At 52.2% G+C, this 23,322-nt stretch carries 18 protein-coding genes; 9 read left to right on the forward strand and 9 right to left on the reverse strand.

Annotated features, from left to right (window positions below):
* Window positions 1-20 precede the first annotated feature (20 nt).
* The gene (locus ACY430_RS03560) at window positions 21-194 is read left to right on the forward strand and encodes a hypothetical protein (RefSeq protein ID WP_462137516.1); all 174 of its coding nucleotides are present in this window, start codon (window positions 21-23) and stop codon (window positions 192-194) included.
* On the opposite strand, the gene mnmG is transcribed toward ACY430_RS03560, so the two are convergent.
* Window positions 161-2,071 (reverse strand): tRNA uridine-5-carboxymethylaminomethyl(34) synthesis enzyme MnmG, encoded by a 1,911-nt coding sequence (gene mnmG / locus ACY430_RS03565; protein ID WP_462137517.1) that lies wholly within the window; start codon window positions 2,069-2,071, stop codon window positions 161-163. The two genes, ACY430_RS03560 and mnmG, sit on opposite strands and share 34 nt — an antisense overlap.
* Before the next feature lie 172 nt (window positions 2,072-2,243).
* Between mnmG and htpX the strand changes: the two genes are divergently transcribed.
* The 3 genes from htpX to ACY430_RS03580 are packed head-to-tail and all read left to right on the forward strand — an operon-like array spanning window position 2,244 to window position 6,691.
* Window positions 2,244-3,092, forward strand: coding sequence for a zinc metalloprotease HtpX (htpX, locus tag ACY430_RS03570; RefSeq protein WP_462137518.1), 849 nt, complete (start codon window positions 2,244-2,246; stop codon window positions 3,090-3,092).
* A gap of 23 nt (window positions 3,093-3,115) precedes the next feature.
* Complete coding sequence (gene uvrA / locus ACY430_RS03575; protein WP_462137519.1) at window positions 3,116-5,878, forward strand: excinuclease ABC subunit UvrA; 2,763 nt, start codon at window positions 3,116-3,118, stop codon at window positions 5,876-5,878.
* Window positions 5,879-6,691 (forward strand): undecaprenyl-diphosphate phosphatase, encoded by an 813-nt coding sequence (locus ACY430_RS03580; protein WP_462137520.1) that lies wholly within the window; start codon window positions 5,879-5,881, stop codon window positions 6,689-6,691. It abuts the gene before it with no gap.
* Here ACY430_RS03580 and ACY430_RS03585 read toward each other — a convergent pair.
* From ACY430_RS03585 to ACY430_RS03595, 3 genes are read right to left on the reverse strand one after another with little or no spacing between them, the layout of a single operon-like run.
* A complete protein-coding gene (locus ACY430_RS03585) occupies window positions 6,667-7,056 on the reverse strand; it encodes an iron-sulfur cluster assembly scaffold protein (RefSeq protein WP_462137521.1) in 390 nt (129 codons plus the stop codon). The two genes, ACY430_RS03580 and ACY430_RS03585, sit on opposite strands and share 25 nt — an antisense overlap.
* A 3-nt stretch (window positions 7,057-7,059) precedes the next feature.
* On the reverse strand, window positions 7,060-7,479 hold the full coding sequence (locus ACY430_RS03590) for a SufE family protein (RefSeq protein ID WP_462137522.1): 420 nt from the start codon (window positions 7,477-7,479) through the stop codon (window positions 7,060-7,062).
* A gap of 1 nt (window position 7,480) precedes the next feature.
* A complete protein-coding gene (locus tag ACY430_RS03595) occupies window positions 7,481-8,323 on the reverse strand; it encodes a sulfurtransferase (protein ID WP_462137523.1) in 843 nt (280 codons plus the stop codon).
* Between the two features lie 113 nt (window positions 8,324-8,436).
* Here ACY430_RS03595 and ACY430_RS03600 point away from each other — a divergent pair, with 113 nt between their 5' ends.
* Both ACY430_RS03600 and ACY430_RS03605 read left to right on the forward strand, forming a co-directional pair.
* Complete coding sequence (locus tag ACY430_RS03600) at window positions 8,437-8,913, forward strand: CBS domain-containing protein (protein ID WP_462137524.1); 477 nt, start codon at window positions 8,437-8,439, stop codon at window positions 8,911-8,913.
* 16 nt (window positions 8,914-8,929) lie between these two features.
* Window positions 8,930-9,118, forward strand: coding sequence for a hypothetical protein (locus ACY430_RS03605; protein WP_462137525.1), 189 nt, complete (start codon window positions 8,930-8,932; stop codon window positions 9,116-9,118).
* An 8-nt stretch (window positions 9,119-9,126) separates the two neighbouring features.
* Here ACY430_RS03605 and ACY430_RS03610 read toward each other — a convergent pair whose 3' ends face one another.
* From ACY430_RS03610 to cofG, 5 genes are all read right to left on the reverse strand, one after another.
* Window positions 9,127-11,952, reverse strand: coding sequence for an FAD-binding and (Fe-S)-binding domain-containing protein (locus ACY430_RS03610; protein WP_462137526.1), 2,826 nt, complete (start codon window positions 11,950-11,952; stop codon window positions 9,127-9,129).
* Window positions 11,953-11,990: 38 nt separating this feature from the next.
* Complete coding sequence (locus ACY430_RS03615; RefSeq protein WP_462137527.1) at window positions 11,991-12,668, reverse strand: endonuclease NucS domain-containing protein; 678 nt, start codon at window positions 12,666-12,668, stop codon at window positions 11,991-11,993.
* A gap of 68 nt (window positions 12,669-12,736) precedes the next feature.
* Entirely contained in the window at window positions 12,737-14,086 is a 1,350-nt protein-coding gene (gdhA, locus tag ACY430_RS03620) for an NADP-specific glutamate dehydrogenase (RefSeq protein WP_462137528.1), read from the reverse strand.
* Between the two features lie 14 nt (window positions 14,087-14,100).
* The gene (gene cofH / locus ACY430_RS03625; RefSeq protein WP_462137529.1) at window positions 14,101-15,321 is read right to left on the reverse strand and encodes a 5-amino-6-(D-ribitylamino)uracil--L-tyrosine 4-hydroxyphenyl transferase CofH; all 1,221 of its coding nucleotides are present in this window, start codon (window positions 15,319-15,321) and stop codon (window positions 14,101-14,103) included.
* A 6-nt stretch (window positions 15,322-15,327) separates the two neighbouring features.
* A complete protein-coding gene (gene cofG / locus ACY430_RS03630) occupies window positions 15,328-16,587 on the reverse strand; it encodes a 7,8-didemethyl-8-hydroxy-5-deazariboflavin synthase CofG (RefSeq protein WP_462137530.1) in 1,260 nt (419 codons plus the stop codon).
* Between the two features lie 127 nt (window positions 16,588-16,714).
* On the opposite strand from cofG, the gene tmk reads away from it, so the two are divergent.
* From tmk to ACY430_RS03645, 3 genes are read left to right on the forward strand one after another with little or no spacing between them, the layout of a single operon-like run.
* On the forward strand, window positions 16,715-17,344 hold the full coding sequence (tmk, locus tag ACY430_RS03635) for a dTMP kinase (protein ID WP_462137531.1): 630 nt from the start codon (window positions 16,715-16,717) through the stop codon (window positions 17,342-17,344).
* A gap of 3 nt (window positions 17,345-17,347) precedes the next feature.
* On the forward strand, window positions 17,348-18,352 hold the full coding sequence (locus tag ACY430_RS03640; protein WP_462137532.1) for a DNA polymerase III subunit: 1,005 nt from the start codon (window positions 17,348-17,350) through the stop codon (window positions 18,350-18,352).
* A gap of 49 nt (window positions 18,353-18,401) precedes the next feature.
* Window positions 18,402-23,318 carry a hypothetical protein gene (locus ACY430_RS03645; protein ID WP_462137533.1) on the forward strand — a complete coding sequence of 1,639 codons (4,917 nt, stop codon included), beginning with the start codon at window positions 18,402-18,404 and terminating at the stop codon, window positions 23,316-23,318.
* Window positions 23,319-23,322: the final 4 nt, after the last annotated feature.

Raw genomic sequence — 23,322 nt, forward strand, 5'->3', positions numbered from 1 at the left:
TAATGGGGGAGGGAATTCAGGTGGCTTTTTCAAAAGATGAAAGAATAAAAGACCTCGTCAGTTTGATTGAGGACCCCGAAGAGCAATCTTTGGCGGAAACCGGTGATCTTGACGAAATGGAACTCTACGACATGGAGCTCGGCGAGCCGGAAGAGGAACTCTACGAGGAAGAAGACGGTGCGGAAATCACCTGACCTTCCCGGTTCATTCCTTTTCTCAAGTACAGCATAAGAACCGAAACGGCGGCGGGCGTTACACCCGAAACTCTTCCCGCCTGACCGAGAGAGTCAGGTTTGGCGCTTGACAGTTTCTGGACAATTTCTATGGAAAGACCGGAAACTTTTGAGTAGTCAAAAGCGGCGGGAATTGACATGCTCTCAAACCGCTTAAACCGCTTTAGCTGCTCGGTCTGCATTTTTACATAGCCGGAATATTTCACTCTCATTTCCGCCTGCGCGGCTATGTCCGAGCCGGCAATCTCGGCGCACCGGGGGTCAAAAAGAGCGAGTTCGGAGTATGTGATTCCGGGTCTTCTGAGAATCTCGGCAAGCGAGTGCGGTTTTTTAAGTGCGGGTGAATTCAAACTTTTGAGCGCGGCATCCGCACGCCCGCCGGGAACCTCTTTCGTCGCTTCAAGCCGCTCAAACTCCCTGTCAAGCGCCTCTTTTTTCAAAAGAAGTTTTTCGTAACGCTCATCATTTATGAGCCGCGCCGCGCGCCCTTTTTCCATAAGGCGTAAATCCGCGTTGTCTTCGCGCAAGACCAGGCGGTATTCCGCACGCGAAGTGAACATCCTGTACGGTTCATCAACCCCTTTCGTAACAAGGTCATCTATCATGATGCCTATATAGGCATCCGAACGGTCAAGAACAAGGGGTTTGTCTCCGCCGGAGTAAAGCGCGGCATTTATTCCGGCGACAATCCCCTGCCCGGCGGCTTCCTCATAGCCCGTTGTCCCGTTCACCTGCCCCGCGAAAAACAGTCCGCTTGCGTATTTGCACTCAAGCGATGAATTCAACTGAGTCGGGTTGATAAAATCGTATTCAACCGCATATCCCGGACGCATTATCTCCACATTTTCAAGCCCCTCAATCGTTCTCGCCATCTCGGTCTGAACATCAAGGGGCAAACTGGTTGATATGCCGTTGGGATAAATCTCATAGGTGTTCCGCCCTTCCGGCTCAAGGAAAATCTGATGTTGTGTTTTGTCGGGAAACTTCACGATTTTGTCTTCAACGGACGGGCAGTAGCGCGGTCCCACCCCTGTTATGACGCCTGAATAAAGCGGCGAGCGCGAAAGGTTTTTTCTTATAACTTCGTGCGTTTTCTCGTTAGTGTGAGTGATAAAGCACGACATCTGGCTGATGTTCGCGCGCTCGTTTGAGAAAGAAAACGGGCGGGGATTTTCGTCCCCTTTCTGCTCCTGGAGCGCCTCCCAGCGGATTGTTCTTCCGTCAAAGCGCGGAGGGGTTCCGGTTTTGAGCCTTCCCACTTCAAGCCCCAAATCCTGAAATGACTTTGAAATCTCCATCGCCGCTCCCTCTCCGGCGCGCCCGGAGGAAAAACGCTCATCTCCAACGTGTATGAGTCCGTTGGGAAAAGTTCCGGGGGTTACCACCACAGAATCCGCGAAAAAACTTTCTCCGAGGCTTGTTTTCACTCCGCGCACCGTGCCGGATGACACAAAAAAGCCGTCAATCATTCTCTGTTTTATGTCAAGATTTTCGCACTCTTCAAGCGTCCGGCGCATGTAAGCCCTGTAAACCTGCCTGTCCGCCTGCGAGCGCGTTGCGCGCACCGCCGCGCCCTTGCGTGTATTGAGTGTTCTGTATTGAATCGCGCTCGCGTCAGCGGCTTTTGCCATTTCTCCGCCAAGCGCGTCTATCTCCCTGACTATATGCCCTTTGCCCACCCCGCCGATGGACGGATTGCACGACATAACGCCGATTGTTTCAATGTTGGCAGTAAGCAGAAGCGTTTTGCGCCCCATGCGCGCCGCCGCAAGCGCGGCTTCACAACCGGCGTGCCCGCCGCCTATGACAATAACGTTGTGGGATTTTTCTCCGCTCATATATCCGCCCCGGAAACGGCGGAAAGTGTAAATAAAATAAGGGAAGAGGTCAAAAGCCTTTTCACCACCCATATACCCAGGTGGCGGAAAATCAGGGATTCAAAAACATTGAACCGCGAACCTGTGTGATTATAATGTTTCTTACGGGCGCGGACGCCCGGAGGAATAAAATATGAATACTTTGAAAAGCGTTGTTTTGCTCGCCGTTATGTCGGCGATTCTTGTGTGGTGCGGTGGAGCGTTTGGCGGGCGGCAGGGAGCGGTTATCGCGCTTGTTTTCGCGGGAGTTATGAACTTCGCCAGTTTCTGGTGGAGCGACAAAATTGTGCTGAAAATGTATAAGGCTCAGGAAGTGGACGAAACATCCGAACCCGAACTCTACTCTGACGTGCGCGAACTCGCGGGCAACTCGGGGCTTCCAATGCCGAAGGTTTACATTGTTCCCGAGCAGTCGCCAAACGCTTTTGCAACCGGAAGAAGCCCGTCCCATTCAGCGGTCGCGGTAACGCAGGGAATTATGAAAATCCTTGACAGGCACGAACTCAAAGGTGTTCTCGCGCATGAACTCGCCCACATCAAAAACCGCGATATCCTCATCGGCTCGGTCGCGGCAACCATCGCGGCGGCAATCAGTTACATCGCGTGGATGGCGCAGTGGGCGGCGATTTTCGGCGGCGGACGGGGCAGAAACAACATTTTTGTCCTTCTGGCAATGGCGATTGTGGCTCCGCTCGCGGCAACCATAGTGCGCCTTGCCATATCGCGCACAAGGGAATTCGGAGCCGACAGGGAAGGCGCGAAAATATGCTCAAACCCCATGTTTCTCGCGGAAGCGCTGAGGAAAATGGACAGTTACGCGAAGCAGATCCCTTTGAACGTGAGCGAGCAGACGGCGGAAAGCACATCGCACATGATGATTGTCAGCCCGATGATTGGAGGGGTTTTCGCAAAACTGTTCAGCACCCACCCGCCAACCGAAGAGCGCATAGCCCGCCTTCGGGCAATGACTCCGGTCGGGTGAATGGGTGTTAAATTAACCGCGCTTTGAGCTTCATAAACATAAAAGGCGCGAGAAGCCATAACCTTAAAAACATAAGCGCGAAAATTCCGCGCGGAAAACTTGTAACAATCACGGGCGTGAGCGGCTCGGGTAAATCATCTCTTGCCTTTGACACGCTGTTTGCCGAGGGGCAGCGCAGGTTTATGCAGTCACTTTCGGCATACGCAAGACAGTTTGTCGAGCAACTTGAAAAACCGGATGTGGATTTCATGGACGGGCTTTCGCCGTCAATATCGCTTGACCAGAAAACCTTTTACCGCAATCCGCGCTCAACGGTCGGAACAATAACGGAAATTTACGATTTCATGCGGCTGCTTTTCGCGCGTGCGGGCAAACCGATGTGCCACCGTTGCGGAGAGGAGATCAGCCCGCAAACCGCACAGGCGATGGCGAAGAGGATTTTGTCCTCCGCGCGCGGAGAGGAGGTTACCGTGATGTCACAGATTGTGCGTGGCAGAAAGGGCCTTTACCGCAAGGAGATTGAAGACCTGAAAAAAGAGGGGTTTGTGCGCGCGTTCATAGACGGAGAGGAAAGGGACCTTGATGAGGAAATTGTTCTGGACAGAAATAAAACGCACGACATTGAAGTGGTTGTGGACACGGTCGGAACTTTGGGGGCGGGGGCGCGAAAAAGGCTTGAAGATTCGCTTACGCTCGCGCTCAAAAAGTCCGGAGGCAATGCCGTGTGCACATTCGGAAACAAAACCGTAAATTTCAGCGAAACCTTTTCCTGCCCTTCGTGCGGCGAGACATACGGCGAAATATCGCCGCGAATTTTCTCGTTCAACAGCCCCTATGGAATGTGCGGCGAGTGCTCGGGGCTCGGCGTGAAAACCGATTTTGACCCCGAACTGATTGTGAACCCGTTGCTGTCAATACGGAACGGCGCGATAAAGCCGTGGAAGAATTCGCGGTATCACAAACGGCTTATGGAGCAAACGGCGGAATACCATGGTTTCAGCACGGACGTGCCATTCGGAAAACTTCCCGCAAAAGCGCGGCGCGCGGTTCTCTACGGCAACGGGCACGGAGACGATTCTTCGGGCGTCATCGGCGCTTTGGCAAAATGGCGGACGGAAACCTCGTCCTCCGAAGTTGAGTCCGGGCTCGCGGAGTATATGAAAAAGGGCGATTGCCCGTCCTGCGGCGGAGCGAGACTGCGCAGGGAAAGTCTGTCGGTTTTTGTAAATCAAAAAACCATTTACGACATATCGCGCCTTGAAGTGGAAGACGCTCTGCGGTTTTTCGCCGACCTCAAACTCGGAAAATACGAAACGGAAATCGGCGGAGGAATCGTGGAGGAAATCAAATCACGGATAGGTTTTCTCAAAGACATCGGGCTCGGTTACATCGCGCTTGACCGCTCCGCGGCAACACTTTCAAGTGGCGAGGCGCAGAGAATCCGGCTCGCAACACAACTTGGCTCTAAAATGACAGGCGTTACATACGTGCTCGACGAGCCGTCAATCGGACTGCATCCGTCAGACAATGACAAACTGATACGCACCCTGAAAACAATGAGGGACAACGGTAACACGATAGTGGTGGTTGAGCACGATGAGGACATGATACGAAACAGCGACTTTGTGCTGGATATGGGACCCGAAGCCGGACGGCGCGGCGGAGAGATTACGGGATGCGGAACGGTGCGGGAACTGATTTCCTGCAAGGGATCGCTAACGGGCAGATACCTGTCCGGCAGGGAGGCGATAGAGGTTCCTCTGAAAAGAAGAAAGCCGGAAGAATTCATCACTCTCAAAGGCGCGGCAAAGAACAACCTTGCCGGGCTGGACGTGTCTTTCCCCGTCGGGGTTTTTACATGCATCACGGGGGTTTCGGGATCGGGCAAAAGCACTCTTCTTCACGAAATTCTGTGCCCCGCAATTGAATCAGCGCGGCGGGGAAAAGCGGCGGGAGATGGTTTCAAGGCCATCTGCGGAACGCGCCACGCGGACAAGATTGTCAAAATAGACCAGGTGCCCATAGGCAGAACCCCAAGGTCAAATCCGGCAACCTACACGGGAATTTTCTCTCCCATACGTGAACTGTTTGCGATGACTCCCGAAGCGAAATTGAGAGGCTACGGAACGGGGCGTTTCAGTTTCAATGTCCGGGAAGGCAGTTGCGGTTTATGCGGCGGGAAGGGAAGCGTTAAGGTGGAAATGCACTTCCTGCCCGATGTTTACGCCACTTGTGAGCGGTGCGGAGGAAAACGTTTTGAGAGCGAAACGCTTGAGATAACATATCGGGACAAAAACATCTCGGACGTTCTGCAAATGACGGTTTCCGAAGCGGTGGAATTTTTCTCAAAACACCCGCGGATAAACCGTAAACTGGACATTGTTGAACAAGTCGGGCTCGGATACGTCAAGCTCGGACAGGAAGCAAACACTCTTTCGGGCGGCGAGGCGCAGAGGATTAAAATCGCCAAAGAACTTTCGCAGAAAGAAACGGGAAAAACACTCTATGTGCTTGACGAGCCGTCAACCGGTTTGCATTTCAACGATGTCAAAAAACTGCTCGCGGCGCTTGAAAAATTGATTAAAAAAGGCAACACGATGATAGTGATAGAGCACAATATGGAAATAATAAAAAGCGCGGACTATGTGATAGACATGGGTCCCGGAGGCGGAAAAAACGGCGGAAAAATAGTGGCCGAGGGCAGCCCGGAAGAGTTGGCACGGTCGGCAAAATCTCTGACGGGGAAATATCTCAAAAAGGCGCTTGACAAAAAAAGGAGAAACTGATTGGAAAACCGCCATACCGCTATTCTCGGTGTCGTGCAGGGAATAACAGAGGTTCTTCCCGTAAGCAGCACGGCGCACCTTATGATTTTTTCATGGTTGTTGTCATGGCGGGACGGCGGGCTTGACCTCGCGGTCTGGCTCCATTTTGGAACTCTTATCTCAATTTTGTTCTGTTTCAGAAAGGAGTGGGCGGCGATTGCGGGCGCGTTGTTGCGCTCGGCGCGGAGCGGCTCGTTTGAAAGTGCGGATGCAAAAATGGGCGTGGGGCTCGCGATTACTATCCTGCCGGCGGCGGCGGTCGGATTTGTTTTTGAGGCGGCGGTCGCGGGCGCTCTCAGGCATCCTGCCGTGGTCGCGGGCGCACTGCTTGTCGGAAGCGCCGTGCTGTTTGCCGCCGACAGAAAAAAAGGAAAAACAAAACGGCTCGCAAGCCTCTCAATCAAAGACTGCGTGTTTTTCGGAGTGGCGCAGTCATTCGCTCTGGTGCCGGGCGTTTCAAGATCGGGTGTCTCAATAGCCGGAGGAATGTTCCTCGGATACACAAGGGAGGATGCGGCGAAATTCGCCTTTATGATGGGAGTTCCCGTGATTGGAGCCGCCATTGCACGGACGGTCTGGAAGAACGGATTCGTGATTCCCAATGAAAGTGAGTTTCTCGCGGGAACAATCGCCGCGGCTCTCACGGGCGTTGTCTCCATAAGGTTTCTTTTGCGCTTTGTCCGGAACCGGAGTTACGCGCCTTTTGTGATTTACAGGGTCGCGCTCGCCGCGCTGATTCTGGTTTTCTTTCAGACGCGGTTTTTCCCGCTCTGACTTTCCATGAGCGCACCTTTCAGGGTGTCAAGAACAAGTGTTGAACATCTGGGGCGGCGCACTACAATCTCTTTGCCTAGAATCTCAATCATGTTTTCCCTGCCCATTGCGGAAATTTCTTCGGCTTTCATTCCTTTGACTTTGAGCGAAATAAGGGAAGCCGCCGCCTGACTTACCATGCACCCCTTGCCCTCAAAACCAATATCTCTGACAACGTCGCCGTCCATTTTGAGATAGACCGTTATGGTGTCTCCGCAACCGGAATTGCCGCCGCTCCGCACGAAATCCGCGCCGTCCAGAGCCCCGAAATTTCTGGGATTCTCATAGTGATCCATCAGGGTGTCCATTAACTCGTGGTGAATCACGGTTCAGTTCCGGGCTTTTTCGCCCACCTCTTTTTTTATTCTTGCGTAAACGGCTCCGAGCCCGTACATGCGCCTTGTTCCGAGTTTTTTGTCAAGACCAAGCCGGTTCAGAAGGTTCACCGGCGCATCCGCCACCTCTTCGGGAGACGCTCCGGTGAAAGCGTCAACAAGAATTGACACAAAACCCCGAACCGTGGGCGACTCTTCGGGCGCATGAGCGTGAATTGCGACCTTTCCACCGTTCACTTCAACCCAGATGAAAACGGGCGTTTCGCATTCGGGAACCCTGTTTTCTGATTTTTCAAGAAGCGGAATGTATTTTTCAGGAATCTGCGGGAGGTCGTCTGAATAGTCAACCAGCATATCAATTGTGGTTTGGAAATCGGAATCTCTGAATTGCTCAACAATTTCGGCGAGACCCATTTCACCTCTCTATTGGAGCGCGCACCATGTTTCCCCATTCCGTCCATGAGCCGTCATAGTTTCTTACGCTTTCGTAGCCCAAAAGATAGGTCAGAACAAACCATGTGTGAGAAGATCTTTCACCTATTCTGCAATAAACGATAACTTTTTCGCCGGGTTTGAGTTCCTGCTCTTTGCCGTATATCCGTTCAAGTTCGTCAGCCGATTTAAAAGTGCCGTCCTCATTTGCCGCCTTCGCCCACGGAACGTTGTTCGCGCCGGGGATATGCCCGCCTCTGAGGCACCCTTCCTGAGGATACGCCTCCATGTGAAGCAACTCGCCGGTGAACTCCTGAGGCGAGCGCACATCCACAAGCGCGCCTTGCGATTTCATGTGCTTCAGAACATCATCGCGGAAAGCCCTTATGGATTCATCAACCTTTCCAACCTTGTATTTGGTCTTCGGGAGTTTTGGAATGTCCCGCGTTAAATCCCTTTTTTCGTCAATCCATTTCTGCCTTCCGCCGTCCATTATCAGACAGTTTTCATGCCCCAAAACCTTGAAAGTCCAGAAAGCGTAGCACGCCCACCAGTTGCTTTTGTCTCCGTAGAAGACAACTTTTGAGTCGTTTGATATGCCCTTTTCAGACATAAGTTTCTCAAAACTCTCAACCGCGAGGTAATCTCTGATGGTCTGATCTTGCAGTTCAACCTGCCAGTCAAGTTTAATTGCGCCGGGAATGTGCCCTATTTCGTAGAGAAGAATGTCCTCATCGGACTCAACAATTACAACGTCGGGATCGTTTTTATGGTCTTCAACCCACTGGGTTGAGACGAGAACTTCAGGATGTTTGTATTCAGCCACTTTATGTGCCTCCCGCGCGACTTTTCCTCTTAATCGGGAGATAATAACCACACCTCAAGCCCATTGTCAATTGCGCGCGCCGCGCTCATATAATAGAATAGTTAACAGGAAAAATGGTGATATCCGGTAAAAATTTGAGTCAGATTACCGTCAAGGACATGGTGAAAAACCGCGAGGTTTTCTACTCCGTCTCCATGGACGATACGGTAAAAGAAGCCGCTTCCACACTCAAACGGCTCAAAATCCGCGCAACGGGTGTTCTCAAAGACGAAAAACTTGTCGGAGTTTTCAGCCACTACGATGTTTCAACAAAAGTCGTTACGGAAGGCAAAGACCCCAACGCCACCAAAGTAAAAGATGTTATGACGCCCGATGTCATCAAAGTAAATCTGCGCAACACATTTTCCGAATGTCTTGAAATCTTCGGACAGCACAACATCTCACACCTTGTCGTTGAAGACAAAAACGGAAACTACTACGGCGTTCTGTCACAGAAAGATATGCAGGACAAAATGCTTGAAACTCTGAAAGATATGCTTGAAATAACACAACAATACGCATTCGGTCCGCACCCTTCGGGAGAAGACTGAAACAGTGGAGGAAAAAATGTCTGAAGAAAAAACCCGGAAAACTCCGGACGGCGAAACCACTAAAAGCAAAGCAGGGGTGGTGTTCGGGCAGCTTCGCGTGCCGAACATCAAAAAGGGGTACAACCCCAAATACCCGTTTTACATGATGGGCATCTTTGTTGTGTTCGTGGTTTTAAGTGTAATTTTCGCTTTTGCCACTGACTGAAAAACCCTCTAATCCCTGATGCTTGCCGACACAATTTCGGCAAAATGCTCCGGCGTTCCGCCGGAAAAATACCGTATCTGCTCCATGCACGATATTCCCGTAACGCATACCCGCGCGGACTGTCCAAGCCCCTCAATCGCCGGAACAAGCCGGTCTTCGGCAATTTTCTTTGAAACCTCGTAATTTTTCTTTTCGTAACCGAATCCACCCGCCATTCCGCAACATCCGGCGCCCGAATCAACCGCATTAAAACCAAGCGCTCTCAAAACGGGTTCAAGCCCCGAATCCGGCTCGGCCGCTTTAGAGTGGCAATGGGTGTGGGCGAGAAAGGTCTCCGGAGGCGGCTCAATTTTCGCGGCAAGTTCCGCGGCGCGCGGTTTCACAAATTCCTCAAGCGTGAAAAACATCCGCGCGACCGCTTCGCGTTTTTCGCTCGCGGGCAGGAGGTCTGCGTAGTCGTCCTTGAACATTGAAACGCAACTGGGCTCGGTTCCAATTATCGCAATCCCTTTGTCCGCGTAGGGGTGGAGAACGCCGATATTGATTTCGGCGGCGGCGCGCGCTTTGTCAATCATTCCGCGGCTGAGCATGGGCCTGCCGCAACACACCCGTTTTTTTTCAATCACAACTTCGTAGCCGAGCGCTTCAAGGATTTTCACCGCGCCCGCGCCCGCGCCGGGATTGTAAAACTCCGCCCATGTGTCGTGAAAATAAACCGCCTTTTTCTGTTTTGAAACCGGATTGCGACCTGAGAACCAATCGCTGAAACGCCGCGCGGCAAACCGCGGCAGCGGTCTGCGCGGGTCCACACCCGCGAGCGCAAGCAGATTTTTTGAAATCGCGGAATTTGCCACGCGGTTCGCCGCCGGAACCCGCGACAGCGCGGATGAAATTATGTGAACATCCGAGAAAAATCTGTCCGCAAGGGAAAATCCCAGTTTTTCCGCTCTGCGCGCGAGAAACTCGGTTTTCATTTTCGCCACATCCACCGATGACGGACATTCGCTTTTGCACGCCTTGCACCCGACGCAGAAACTGAAAACCTCCTCCGCCTCATCGCTCAAAAGAAAATCCTCTCCGGCATCGCCGCTCAACACGCTCCGCAAAAGGTTCGCGCGCGCTCTTGTGGTGTCAATCTCATCGCGGGTCGCCATAAAAGACGGGCACATCGCGCCCTCGGAGGTTTTTCTGCAAACCCCCTGCCCGTTGCATGAATAAACGGCGGACTCAAAACCGCCTTGCTCCGTCCAGTCAAGAAGCGCGGGCAATGGCGTTTCGCTTTTTTTCAAACTTCTGAGGTTGTCCGCCGCGTTGTGGGCGGGGTTCACAACCTTGCCGGGATTGAACCTGTTTTGCGGGTCAAAAATCCCTTTCAAATCTGTCATCGCCGAGTAAATTTCATCGCCGAAAAGCCGCCGGTTCACATGGCTTTTCTGCAATCCGTCCCCGTGCTCGCCGCTCATCACTCCGGCGTATTTCAGCGCGAGACCAAGCGCGGCTTCGGACACCTCTTCCATCATCTGAGCCCCTTCGCGCGTTGAAAGGTCAATAAGCGGGCGGATGTGCAAACAGCCCGCGCTCGCGTGGGCGTAAAAACCGGCTTTGAGACCGAGAGAGGAAAACACTTGCGATATGTCGCGCGCGTATGCGGCGAGCGAAGCGACCGGCACCGACACATCTTCAATGCACGGAATCGGTTTAGCGGGGGAACGCGAACTCATCAAAAGACCAAGCCCCGCCGTCCGCACGCCCCACACCTTTGCCTGATCCTGTTCGGAAAGCGCGAGGTCTTTTTCGCACGCGACACCTTTTTCGTTCAAAAAAGCGATAAACCCTTCGGCTTTCAGGCGGCACTCATTTTCACTCTCTCCGAAGAACTCAACGGCAAGAACCGCCTCCGGTTTGCCTTTCACAAACGACAGAAGATGCGAAAAACCGCCGTGTTTTCGCGTGAGCCCGATGAGCATTCCATCCACAAGTTCAATCGCGGCGGGGTCGCGCTCCAATATGAGCGGAGTGGTCTCAATCGCGCGCAAAAGGTTGTCAAACTGCAACACGGCGAGGCATTTATAAGCGGGTTTTTCCACCAGTTTCAACGTCAGTTCGGTTGTGATTCCGAAAGTGCCCTCAGCCGAAGCGAAAAGTTTTGCGGGATTGAATTCATCATCAAGCAGGTAGTTAAGCGAATACCCCGAAGCCCTGCGCCAGTGTTTTGGGAATTTTTCCGCGACAAGCGCCCGGTTTGCATTTTTGAAGTTTTCAAGAGCGCGGGAAAGCGCCGCGTCCGGGCAACCCGAAGCGGAGAAGGAAATTTGATCGCCTGTGTGAAGAACGGAGCGGAGCGAAACAACGTTGTCGCCCGCCATTCCGTAGAGAATTGAGTGCGCGCCCGTTCCGTTGCTTGCCACAACGCCGCCGACAGTGGCGATTCTCGCAGATGCCGGGTCGGGACCGAACATAAGCCCTTTTTCGGCAACTACGTCATTTAACCGTCCAAGGCATATTCCCGGCTGAACGGTCGCGGTTTTGTTTTCCGCGTCAATCTCCAAAATCCCGTCCATATATTTGGACATATCAACGGTGATTCCGTCTCCGAGGCACTGCCCCGCGAGCCCCGTTCCGCCGCCTCGCGGAAGGATTGAAACGCCGAATTCACCGGCGATTTTTACTGTTTCGGCAACATCCTCCGCCGTGCGCGGAATAACAACGCCAAGCGGCTCAATGCGGTAGTTGCTTGCGTCAGTCGAGTAAATAATGCGGTCTATTTTGCGAAAACGAACTTCGGCGGAAGTGCGGGACTGGAGGGTTTTTGCGAGGTCGGTTGCAAGAGGCATTGTCAGTCAGAGTTTAACCGACAAAGGAGCGGGACTGTTCAGACGTTTTCCAGCCGCAGTTTCATTTTGTATTTTTTGCAGGAAATATTTTTGTTTGTGGAGCAGGCGGCAATCAGCCCCGGATCTATATCAGCGGCAATTATCAGACCCTTAACGGAAGATTTTGGAAACTTCGCCGCGACATGCCCCATATACATTGAAATCTGACCAAATGCCGCATGCGTAGCGGCACCGGATTTTAATTCAACAACCAAGAAATCACTGCCTTTTTTGAGCAACAAGTCCAGTCGGACATTTTTAATCGTATATTCGGAACTGACAAGTTTATAACCAGAAAAAAGTTCGGAAATTTGACTCTCAATCGCATTGTGCAAATCGCGCTCAAGGGACAATTTTCTGGGAGCGGAATTGGAAACACTATCTGAAGACCCTTCAATATCAGACACTCCTCCCCCATCTGACAGTTCCCTGACAAATTGCTCGTATTGAATTATCGCAGCCCTTGGCGAACCTGCCGAAAGATACCCCACTTCCTGCTTTGCCCCTCCCCTGTCGTAAGTTTTTCTGATTTCGCTCACTCTCTCCAAATCCGTTATTTGAAAAATATCTTCCCCTAAATCTTTTGATAAACGGTTTATTCCTACCCTGTAACTACCGCTTGCAGTTCCAGGTGAAAACCCCTTTTCTATAAGCCACTCTGTAAATCTTTCTTTCATAACACCCTCCTATCGGTTGTATTCGTATTCGCGCAGATATTCCTCAATATTTTCATTGGCAACGAAACCTAACCAACCCCTTGCGCCACCATTGCGTCCGCGATTTTTTTGAAGCCCGCGATGTTGGCTCCGGCAACGTAGTCAACTTTTTTGCCTTTTTTGCCGAATTCAAGACAGCGTTCGTGGATGCCGACCATAATGTCTTTGAGTTTCTCCTCAACCTCTTCGCGGCTCCAGAAAAGTTTCATGCTGTTCTGCGTCATCTCCAATCCTGAAACCGCAACGCCGCCGGCATTGCACGCCTTTGCGGGGGCAAGCATAACGCCCGCTTTCTGAAAAGTGTGAACCGCGTCAAGGTCGCACGGCATATTGGCTCCCTCGCCCACAACTTGAACGCCGTTTTTGATTAGAACCTTCGCGTCCGCGCCCATAAGTTCATTCTGAGTCGCGGACGGAAACGCCACATCGCATTTCACACCCCACGGCTTTTTGCCCTTGTGAAATTTGCATTTGAACTTTTTCGCGTATTCGCTTATGCGCCCGCGCTTGTTGTTTTTCAAATCCATTATCCACGCAAGTTTTTCGGGAGTAATCCCCTTCGGGTCGTGAATGAACCCGTCTGAATCGGACATCGTAACCGCCTTGCCGCCGAGCTGGGTCAGTTTCTCAACGGTGTATTGCGCCACATTGCCCGAACCCGAAACAACGCAGATTTTGCCGTCCAAATCGTCGCCTGCGGCTTTGAGGATTTCGCTCACAAAAAACACGCTTCCGTAGCCGGTCGCTTCGGGGCGAATCAAACTGCCTCCGAAAGATATGCCTTTGCCCGTCAAAACGCCCGTGAACGCGCCCGAAATACGCCTGTGCTGACCAAACATGTAGCCGATTTCGCGTCCGCCGACCCCTATGTCTCCGGCGGGAACGTCAATATTTTCGCCCACGTGCCTCGCAAGCTCGGTCATAAATGCCTGACAGAAACGCATAACCTCGCCGTCTGATTTGCCGCGCGGATTGAAATCGCTTCCGCCCTTTCCGCCGCCCATCGGCAAGCCCGTCAAACTGTTTTTAAAAATTTGCTCAAACCCCAGAAACTTCATCACACTGAGGCTGACGGACGGATGAAAACGCAAGCCGCCCTTGTATGGACCGATAACGCCGCTGAACTGCACCCTGTATCCGCGGTTTGTGCGGATGTTGCCCTCGTCGTCCTCCCAACAGATCCTGAAAGATATAATTCTGTCCGGCTCGGTCAGCCGCTCTAATATCTGTTTTTGCATATAAATCGGGTTTTTCGTTATGAACGGAACAAGGGATTCCGAAACCTCCCTTACGGCTTGGTGAAACTCATGCTCGGACGGATTGCGCCGCTCAACTCCGTGCATAAAATCTTTGATGTTAATGGACTTTCTGGTCGCCATTTTAGAAATCCTCCTTATATATTCGCACTTGCGTCTTCCGACTTTGCGTCAAACTTTTTCAAAATGCCGTAAACCGTGTTTCTTTCAGCCGGAATACGCCCTATTTCGCGCGTAAGGCGGCGGAACTGCTCAGGTGGAAAATACTGCCCGTAACTCGCGCCCGCTTTGCGTGAAATCTGCTCTTCCATAAGCGTTCCACCGAAATCGTTGGCTCCGGCGGTGAGCGAAAACTGCGCAAACTCCGGTCCCTGCTTCACCCAGGACACCTGAATATTGTCTATCCAGCCGCGTAGAAAAAGGCGCGACACGGCATACATTTTAAGTTGGTGCAAGTCTGTGGGACCCTCGTGAACCTTGCCTTTTGAGTTTTGAAAAATGCGCGTCTCCCACGGAATAAAACGCAGGGGAACAAACTCGGTGAACCCTCCCGTGCGTTTCTGTATGTCGCGCAGAACGCCGAGGTGAACAGACCAGTGACGCGGCTCGTCAAGATGTCCGTACATTATTGTTGAAGTGGTTCTCATTCCGGCTTTGTGGATTTTTTCAACGACCCGAATCCATACTTCGGTCGGAATTTTGCGTGGAGCGATTTTCTTTCTTACTTCTTCAACAAGCACCTCGGCGGCGGTGCCGGGAAAAGTGTTGTGTCCCACATCTTTCAGCATGTTGATAAAATCAGTTTCCTCAATGCCGAGCGTGTGCGCCCCATACCAGACTTCGTAAGGTGAAAACGCATGAGTGTGCATTTCCGGAACCGCTTTTTTGACGTTTTTTATCAAGTCCACATAGTAGTTGCCGTCAATCTTCGGGTGCATTCCACCCTGCATACACACCTCGGTTGCGCCTATTTCCCACGCCTCTTTTGTTTTTGCCGCTATCTCCTCCATTGAGAGGAAATACGCTTTTTCGTCCCCTTCGGGCGCCATAAAATTGCAAAAACCGCAATAAACATCGCAGATATTTGTGAAATTTATGTTTCTATTGACGACATATGTAACAACATCGCCCACATCCTCTTTTCTTAAGTTGTCCGCGGCAATTACAAGGGCGGCAATCTCATCGGGCTTGGCAATCGCGAAGAGTGCGTCCGCATCGGAAACCGAAACCTCTTTTGACTCAAACGGCTTGCTTATGATGCCCGCGAGACTGGAATCCACGCGCGCAAGACACGCCTCAAGCCCCGAAGCGCGGCGGTCGTCTATCAAATCCCTCAAATCTTCTAACTGAGAGGACATCTCTTTTCAGTTCACCTCCGGAACAAGCCCCCGCTCATCAACGCGGGCTTTTACCATTTCAAGCATCTGCGGCTCAAGAAACTTGCCGCTTATGTATTCGGGATAGACCGGAAGCCGCTCCCTCAGTTCAAAGCCCAAAGCCGACACCTGCGCGCGCATCTCTTCAAGCAAGGGCCACGGAGCTTCGGGATTTACATAGTCAATCGTGAGCGGCGACACTCCGCCGAGGTCGTTTATTCCGGCGGGAATGAAATTCGCGTAGGTTTCGCCGTTGAGGTTGGGGGGAATCTGAATGTTCATCCCGCCCCCGAACACAAGACGCGCTACCGCGACCGTTTTGAGCATGTCGGCAAAATCCGGCGGCGGAAAACTCTCCATCGCAATGCCGTCTTTCGGGCTGAAGTTCTGAATTATAATCTCCTGAATATGCCCCCGCCGGTCTGACAACTCTTTGAGAGCGAAAAGTGAATCAACCCTTTCCGCGCGTGTTTCACCTATGCCGACAAGTATTCCGCTCGTCCAGGGAATTCTTAAATTCCCCGCGCGCTCCATCGTTTCCATTCTAAGTTTCGGCACTTTGTCCGCGCAACGGTGGTGCGCGTGCCCGGGTTTGAGAAGACGGGGGCTGATGTTTTCAAGCATAAGCCCCATGCTCGGATTGCTCTGTTTGAGGCGCGAAAGTTCTCCCGTGGTCGCAAGACCGAGGTTTGAATGGGGGAAAATCCCGCGCCCGATGGCAGACTCGCACACCTCGGCGAGATACTCGGCGGTTGTTGAGCATCCAAGCCCGTTAAGTTTTTCCCTGTATTCGCCGTAAACGGCTTCGGGCTTGTCTCCGAGAACAAAAAGCAACTCCGTGCAACCGAGTTCCGCGCCCTTGCGGGCTATTTCATCAACCTCGTCGGGAGGTATTAACAACTCCGCGTCTCCGGGCTCTATCTTGAAAGTGCAGTATCCGCAGTGGTTTCTACAAAGCCGCGTGAGGGGAACGAACACATTTTTTGAGTATGTAAGTTCTTTGCCGTGAGAGCGGACGGCGAGAAAAGACGCGGCGCTCAAAAGAGCGGGGATTTGAGAATCTGCAATTCCGGTGAGAAACAAGGCGTCATCCGGGGAAATACCGTCTCCGCCGGCGGCCTCTTCGCAAATCCGCATTACTTGCGGGTCGGGGGCGGAAACCCCCGAAGCACTAAGCCCCCCGACACGCGCCATCAACTCCAGACGCGAGCGGTCAAAAATCTCATTTTCAGAACACCCAAACCCCATATCACTATTACCGTATCCTCACCGGCGTATTTGAGCAGTTATATTTACACATACGGCGCGCCATTTCAAGAATGTTAATCGAAGAGCGGGTCAAGTATCATACGCCGGATGCGGGAAAAACTGTCCTATGTTTATCACTTTTGAAGGAATTGACGGTTGCGGAAAATCAACGCAAGCCGCGTTGTTGCGCAACCACCTTGAAGCGAATGGCGAAAAAACAGCGCTCACACACGAGCCCGGAGACGGCGGGGAAATAGGGCAAAGCATAAGAAACACAATCCTGATGGAAAAGATGAGAAGAATTGACCCTCTCGCGGAGGTTTTTCTGTTTTGCGCCGACAGAGTCCACCATGTTCAAAAAGTGGTAAAACCCGCTCTGGACAAAGGGGAAACCGTCATTTCAGACAGATTTTTTGACTCAACGGTCGTCTATCAGGGCTACGGAAGGGATATTGACCTTGAATTTGTAATATCGGCGGCGGAAAAATCTGCGCTCGGAGTCGTGCCGGACATCACGCTCTTTCTTGACGCACCCATTGAGACGTGCATGCGACGGCTCCAAAACAGGAATAAAACCGGCAAAGGCGCTGACAGAATGGACCGGGAAACGGAAAACTTTTACAACCGCCTGCGTTCGGGATTTTTGTCCGAAGCGGAAAAGTCGCCCGGGAGAATCAAAGTCATTGACGCAACCGGGGAAATTGCGGACACTCACAAAGCGGTCTGTGCGGCGGTTGAAGGGAAAATCGGTATTTAGAAGGTGTTTGAAGAAATAGACGGACACATGCTCGCGAAGAAAACCCTTCAACGGGCGGTTTCGGGCGAACGGACGGCTCACGCCTACCTGTTTTCCGGTCCCGAAGGCGTTGGAAAAAAACTCACCGCCATCTCATTCGCAAAAGAGTTGATATGCCCCGAAAAGCGCAGGCAGGCGGAGAGCGCTCACTGCGATTGCTCCGTCTGCGAGAGGATTGACGGCAGAATCCATCCCGATGTTTCACTGTTTGAATACAAAGACAAAAACGCCATCACGGTTGACAATGTGCGCAATGAAATTGAGAGAGGAATTTTTCTCAAGCCCTTTGAATCTCAATACAAAATCTTCATCGTTGACGGCGCGCAAAGAATGAACTCAAGCGCACAGAACGCATTTCTAAAAACACTTGAAGAGCCGCCGCCCTACTCGGTCATAATCCTCATAACCGACCTGCCTTTGATGATTTTGCCAACCATACGTTCAAGATGCCACACGGTCGGGTTCGGAAAACTTGATGGAAGAGTCGCGCGCGAAAAACTCGTAAAAAACGGTGAACTTTCCGCCGAAGAAATTGAACTTGCGGTAAAAATCGCGGACGGCAGCCCCGGCAAGGCGTTAAAAATCACCTCTGAAGAGACGGGGAAAATCGTGAAAACTATCAAAATTCTTGCCGGAATTGACGCGCGCAAACCGTCCGAGGTTTTCGCTTTCGTGGAAAACCTGCTCGGCAAAGCGAAAGGAAACGCCGAACAGCGGGTTCAAGCTGAAAACTTCGCCGAATCCGCGGCGTTGTGGATTCGGGATTTACTGCGTGCAAGCGCGGGAGTGAACGAATTCACATACGGCGCTTTGAGCGATGTTTCCGTTGACTTCGCCGGACGGCGGAAACCAACTGAAATAGTTGAGAAAGCGCTTGAATTTGAAAACGCGATGGCGGGCATCAGAGCACGCAATCTCAACTGCCGTTTAGCCCTTGAAAATCTTGTGTTAAAAATGGCAAACATATAGACTTGCCACCTACAACACTTCATATTTCAGAAGCGTTTCCAGAGTACCGATGAGGGCAAAAATTATTAAAAATCCGGCTTTTCTGCTGATTACCGCGCTTGTTTTTTTCTGCCATAATCCGGCGGCGGAAGCAGTCGTCAGAACCATAGCGGACGGCGAGACTGTCAATATGAGCATTGTTGAAGGAGGCGATGACGACAACCTCAATCTCCCCTCTTTGAGTACGGATTTTTTCACAAACGGTTCGTTTGCGGACTTCGGAAGCGGAGCGGACTCCATCACTGTTACGGGCGCGGGCGGTAACTTCTCTGCGGTGGAAATTCATCCAAACGGGGTATTCAGAAACTTTGAGCGTGTGTATCTGTCGGAGAACGGCAGTGACTTCTGGTCTGTGGGCGACAACGACGCGCGGCTTGAATTCATTGACGCGCGCGACGGCACGGACACACTTTCGGTCGGAAACCTGATTCGCAACTCGGGCGGCATTGGCGCCGGCAGACGCTACAGAAACTTTGAGCGCGTAACCCTGTCCGATGATAACAACGTTTGGGCTATTACGGGCAACGACAGCTCTCTTGAGAACATTGACGCGCTCGGAGGAACTGACACGCTTGAAAAAACCCTCGGAGACACTGGCAACGACAATTCCTTCAATGCGGCGGACTCTTCATTCTCCGTGAGCAGTTTGAGCATGCCCGCCTACGGAAACTATTCGGGTTTTGAACAGGTCGCGGTCTCAACGAGCGACAACGACGATACATGGGTTGTTTCGGCAAATGACACAACCTCGGGGTGGCAGTGGATAAACGGGCTCGGCGGCACGGGGGACACGGTTGCGTTTGGAGACGGAAACCACAACGCGATGAGCATCAACTCCTCAGACGGGTTTTACAGAAACTTTGAGCGCGTAACCCTGTCCGACAATGACAACATTTGGACTATCACGGAAAACGATCGTGAACTTTCTCTCATTGACGCGCTTGCCGGAACGGCGGACACGGTTGTATTCGGAGACGGAAACCACAGCGGCGATGCTTTGACAAAATATGTGAACTTCCGCCGCGCAACGCTTTCCGGGGGAAACAACATTTGGACTGTCGGCTCAAATGATTCAGACCTTGAATATGTTGATGCGCTCGGCGGAACCGACACAATCATACTGGGAAGCACAGTCCAAACCTCCGCCCAACTGCACTCAAGCGGCGGCTACAGAAATTTTGAGCGCGCCTCCCTTTCAGACAACAACGACTTCTGGACGGTTACGGACAACGACCTCAACCTTGAGAGCATTGATGCGCTCGGCGGCACGGACACTCTGGAAACCTCTATAACGGACTCAACCGGAGACGGATTTTTCAGCATCGCGGACTCCGCACTTTCAGTGAACTCACTGGCGACCGACCCGGATTTCGCAAAATACGCAAACTTTGAGCAGTTAGCGGTTTCAACAACGGACGGGGACGATATGTGGGTCGCTTCAACAGAATCGTCCCGCTGGCAGTGGGTTAACGCAGCCGGCGGCACAGACACTCTTGCGCTCGGTGAGGGAAGCCACAGCGCGGAAGAGATCCATTCGGACGGATTTTACAGAAACTTTGAGCGCGTAACGCTTTCCAATGCAATCGACTCCTGGTCGGTTACGGACAACGACCTTGAACTTGAATTTATTGACGCGCTCGGCGAAACCGACACGCTTACGTTCGGTGAGGGGAGCCACAGCGCGGAAGAGATCCGTTCGGGCGGACGCTATAGAAACTTTGAGCGCGCAATTCTATCGGACGGAAACGATATCTGGACGGAAACGGACAACGACCTCAACCTTGAGAGCATCAATGCGCTCGGCGGCACGGACATTCTGGAAATTATGCTTAAAGACACACAAGGGGACAGCTCCTACAACGCGAGCGATGTTCCGCCTTCGGCGGACCTGCTGGCTTCCCCGGCTTACGGAAACTATGTGGATTTTGAGAGAATCGCCATTGGCATTACGGACGGAGACGACACATGGGTCGCTAACTCAAACGCCGATTTTACAACGGACTGGGGTTGGATAAATGCGCGCGGCGGCACGGACACGCTTGCGCTCGGAAACGGAGACCACTCGTCGGCGAACGTAAGCGCAGGCGGGCGTTACAGAAACTTTGAACGGGTAACCCTGTCCGAAGAAGACAATATCTGGACTTTTAGCGCAGGCGACCGCAACCTTGAAAGCATTGACGCGTTTGGCGGAACCGACACAATCGCGTTCGGCAACGGAAGCCATAACGGAGAGATACTGTCAAGATTCAGGAATTTTGAGAGAGCAACCCTGTCGGACGAAGACAACACATGGTTTGTCGGCGCGAATGACGGCGACCTTGAATACATTGACGCGATGAACGGCAACGGCTCGGACACGCTTGTGTTTGGAGACGGAAACCACTCATCGGCGAACGTACGCGCAGACGGGCTTTACAGAAACTTTGAGCAGGCGGTCTTATCCAATGCGGACAACATGTGGACGGCAACGGACGGCGATTACAACCTTGATTACATTGACGCGCTCGGCGGCACGGACACTCTGGCTCTCGAAGACCGTAGCGGGGCAAACATAAGCGCGAACGGGCTTTACAGAAACTTTGAGCAAGTAACCCTGTCCGATAATGACAACACGTGGACGGTTACGGACGACAACCGGGATCTCACGAGAGTTGACGCGATGGGCGGCACGGACACGCTCGCGTTTGGAGACGGAAACCACAGCGCGATGAACATCAACTCCTCAGACGGGATTTACAGAAATTTTGAGCGCGTAACCCTGTCCGATAATGACAACATTTGGACGGTTACGGAAGACGACAACTCTCTTGAGAGCATTGACGCGCTTGGCGGCACGGACACGCTTGAAGAAACCCTCGAAGACACTAACAACGACAATTCCTTCAACGCGGCGGACTCTTCATTCTCCATGAGCGATTTGAGCACGCCCGCCTACGGAAACTATTTGAATTTTGAACAGGTCGCGGTCTCAACGAGCGACAACGACGATACATGGGTTGTTTCGGTAAATGACACAACCTCAGGGTGGCAGTGGATAAACGGACTCGACGGCACGGACACGCTCGCGTTTGGAGACGGAAACCACAGCGCGATGAACATCAACTCCTCAGACGGGCTTTACAGAAACTTTGAGCAAGTAACCCTGTCCGATAATGACAACATTTGGACGGTTACGGAAAACGATCGCGAACTTTCTCTCGTTGACGCGCTCGCCGGAAACGACACAATCGCGTTCGGAGACGGAAACCATGACGGAGAGGTACTGTCAAGATTCAGGAATTTTGAGAGAGCAACCCTGTCGGACGAAGACAACACATGGACTGTCGGCGCGAATGACGGCGACCTTGAATACGTTGACGCTCTCGGCGGCTCGGACACAATCAACGTGAATGCGGCCGCCGGCACAACCCGGACTTTGAATGGAGACGATGTCGGCGCGGGCAATCTTTACAGAAACTTTGAATCTCTCAGAAAAACGGGAGAGGGAATTCTCTCCATAGAAAGAACGGTTGATTTGGGAATGGCGGGCAATCTGTCCGTTGAACAGGGAAATGTCTCGTTTAACATAGTGATTGAAATACCGGTAAGCGGAGACGCGACCGCCGCGAATTCAGGGAAAATAATCTCCGGCAGCATCCACACAACCGCCAACTCCTCAATCGGGGTGCGGGGTTTGAGCGCGTATGACCTTTCGCGAACCGCAAATATGTCCATCTCCATTTTTGAAGGCGACACGTCAAACATAGATGACAACACCGAAATTACAGACCCCGGTCTTTTCACCGACATTGTGCGCGAAGACAACGGACTACGCGTGGCTTTTGATTCATCCGAAGGCGCGCGTCAGGAAATAGCGGCGGCGTTTAACGGCGCAAACCCGCGCGAACTCGCGGCAACCATTCACACTTCGCTGGTCGCAGGCAGGGTTGACGAAGGTTCATCAAGAATAGTTGAAGATATTGACAGCGGCCTTACCTCGGAAGCGGGGGTAAGGGAGCTGATTCCAAGCGAGCACGGCGGCGTTGACTACGAAATCATAGACCTTCAGAGAAAATTCTTTGGCTCTATTGAAGAGCGGGTGGTTGAGGCGGTCAAGCTTATGCTGTGGGAAACTCAGCAGCCAACTCCGACTTACAGAATTTTCGGCGGCGGTTTTGAAAAGACCTCTTCGGGGGATTTGTATGAAATTGGCGCACGCGGATTTTCCGCAGGAGTTCACAGGCTGTTATTCAACGAAAGAATGGGTGTGGGAATAGCCGGAGCCGCTTCTTTTATAGAAACAAGAGGCGAGCGCGTAACGGAAAAAACCGAAGGTTTTCACGGAGCAATCTACACAAGATACGACCACGGAACGGTCTCCGCGACGGGAATTTTTTCCGCGGGCACACATGACTATGAATCGGAAAGACGCGCGGCGGCTGCGGGCAGAATCAACGGAAAAAGCGACATTTTTGTTTACGGAGCAAAAGTGTCCGCGGGGTTGGAACTGTTGAAAAATCTGCCGGTGAGAATAAAACCCGAAGCGTCTTTTATGTTTGGAAGATCGTCAATTGACGCCTACCGGGAAACCGGAGGGCTTGGCATTTCCCTTCAAAAAAGAGAAACAACTTCCACCGAAGCGGGGCTGAAAGTCAACATCGCCTTCAACCCGCTGAAAACCGTTCTCAGAACAACCGTACAGCCGGAAATAGAAGGCGGAATTCACTACGATTTTTCGGCGGATAACGAGCCCGTGCGTGCGAGCGTTTTCAACACCGATTACACTATTTTCCGCAACGGAACGGAAGACAAACTCCGCTATTCCGCCGGGGGAAAAGTTATAATGTCAGACAACAATCACCTCTCCCTGAAAATCGGCTATGAGGTTGAATTTAGAGAGGATATGCGCTCTTATACAGGCTCGGCGCAGTTTCAGGTCCGCTTCTGACACC

The organism is Candidatus Mycalebacterium sp. (assembly GCF_977828045.1).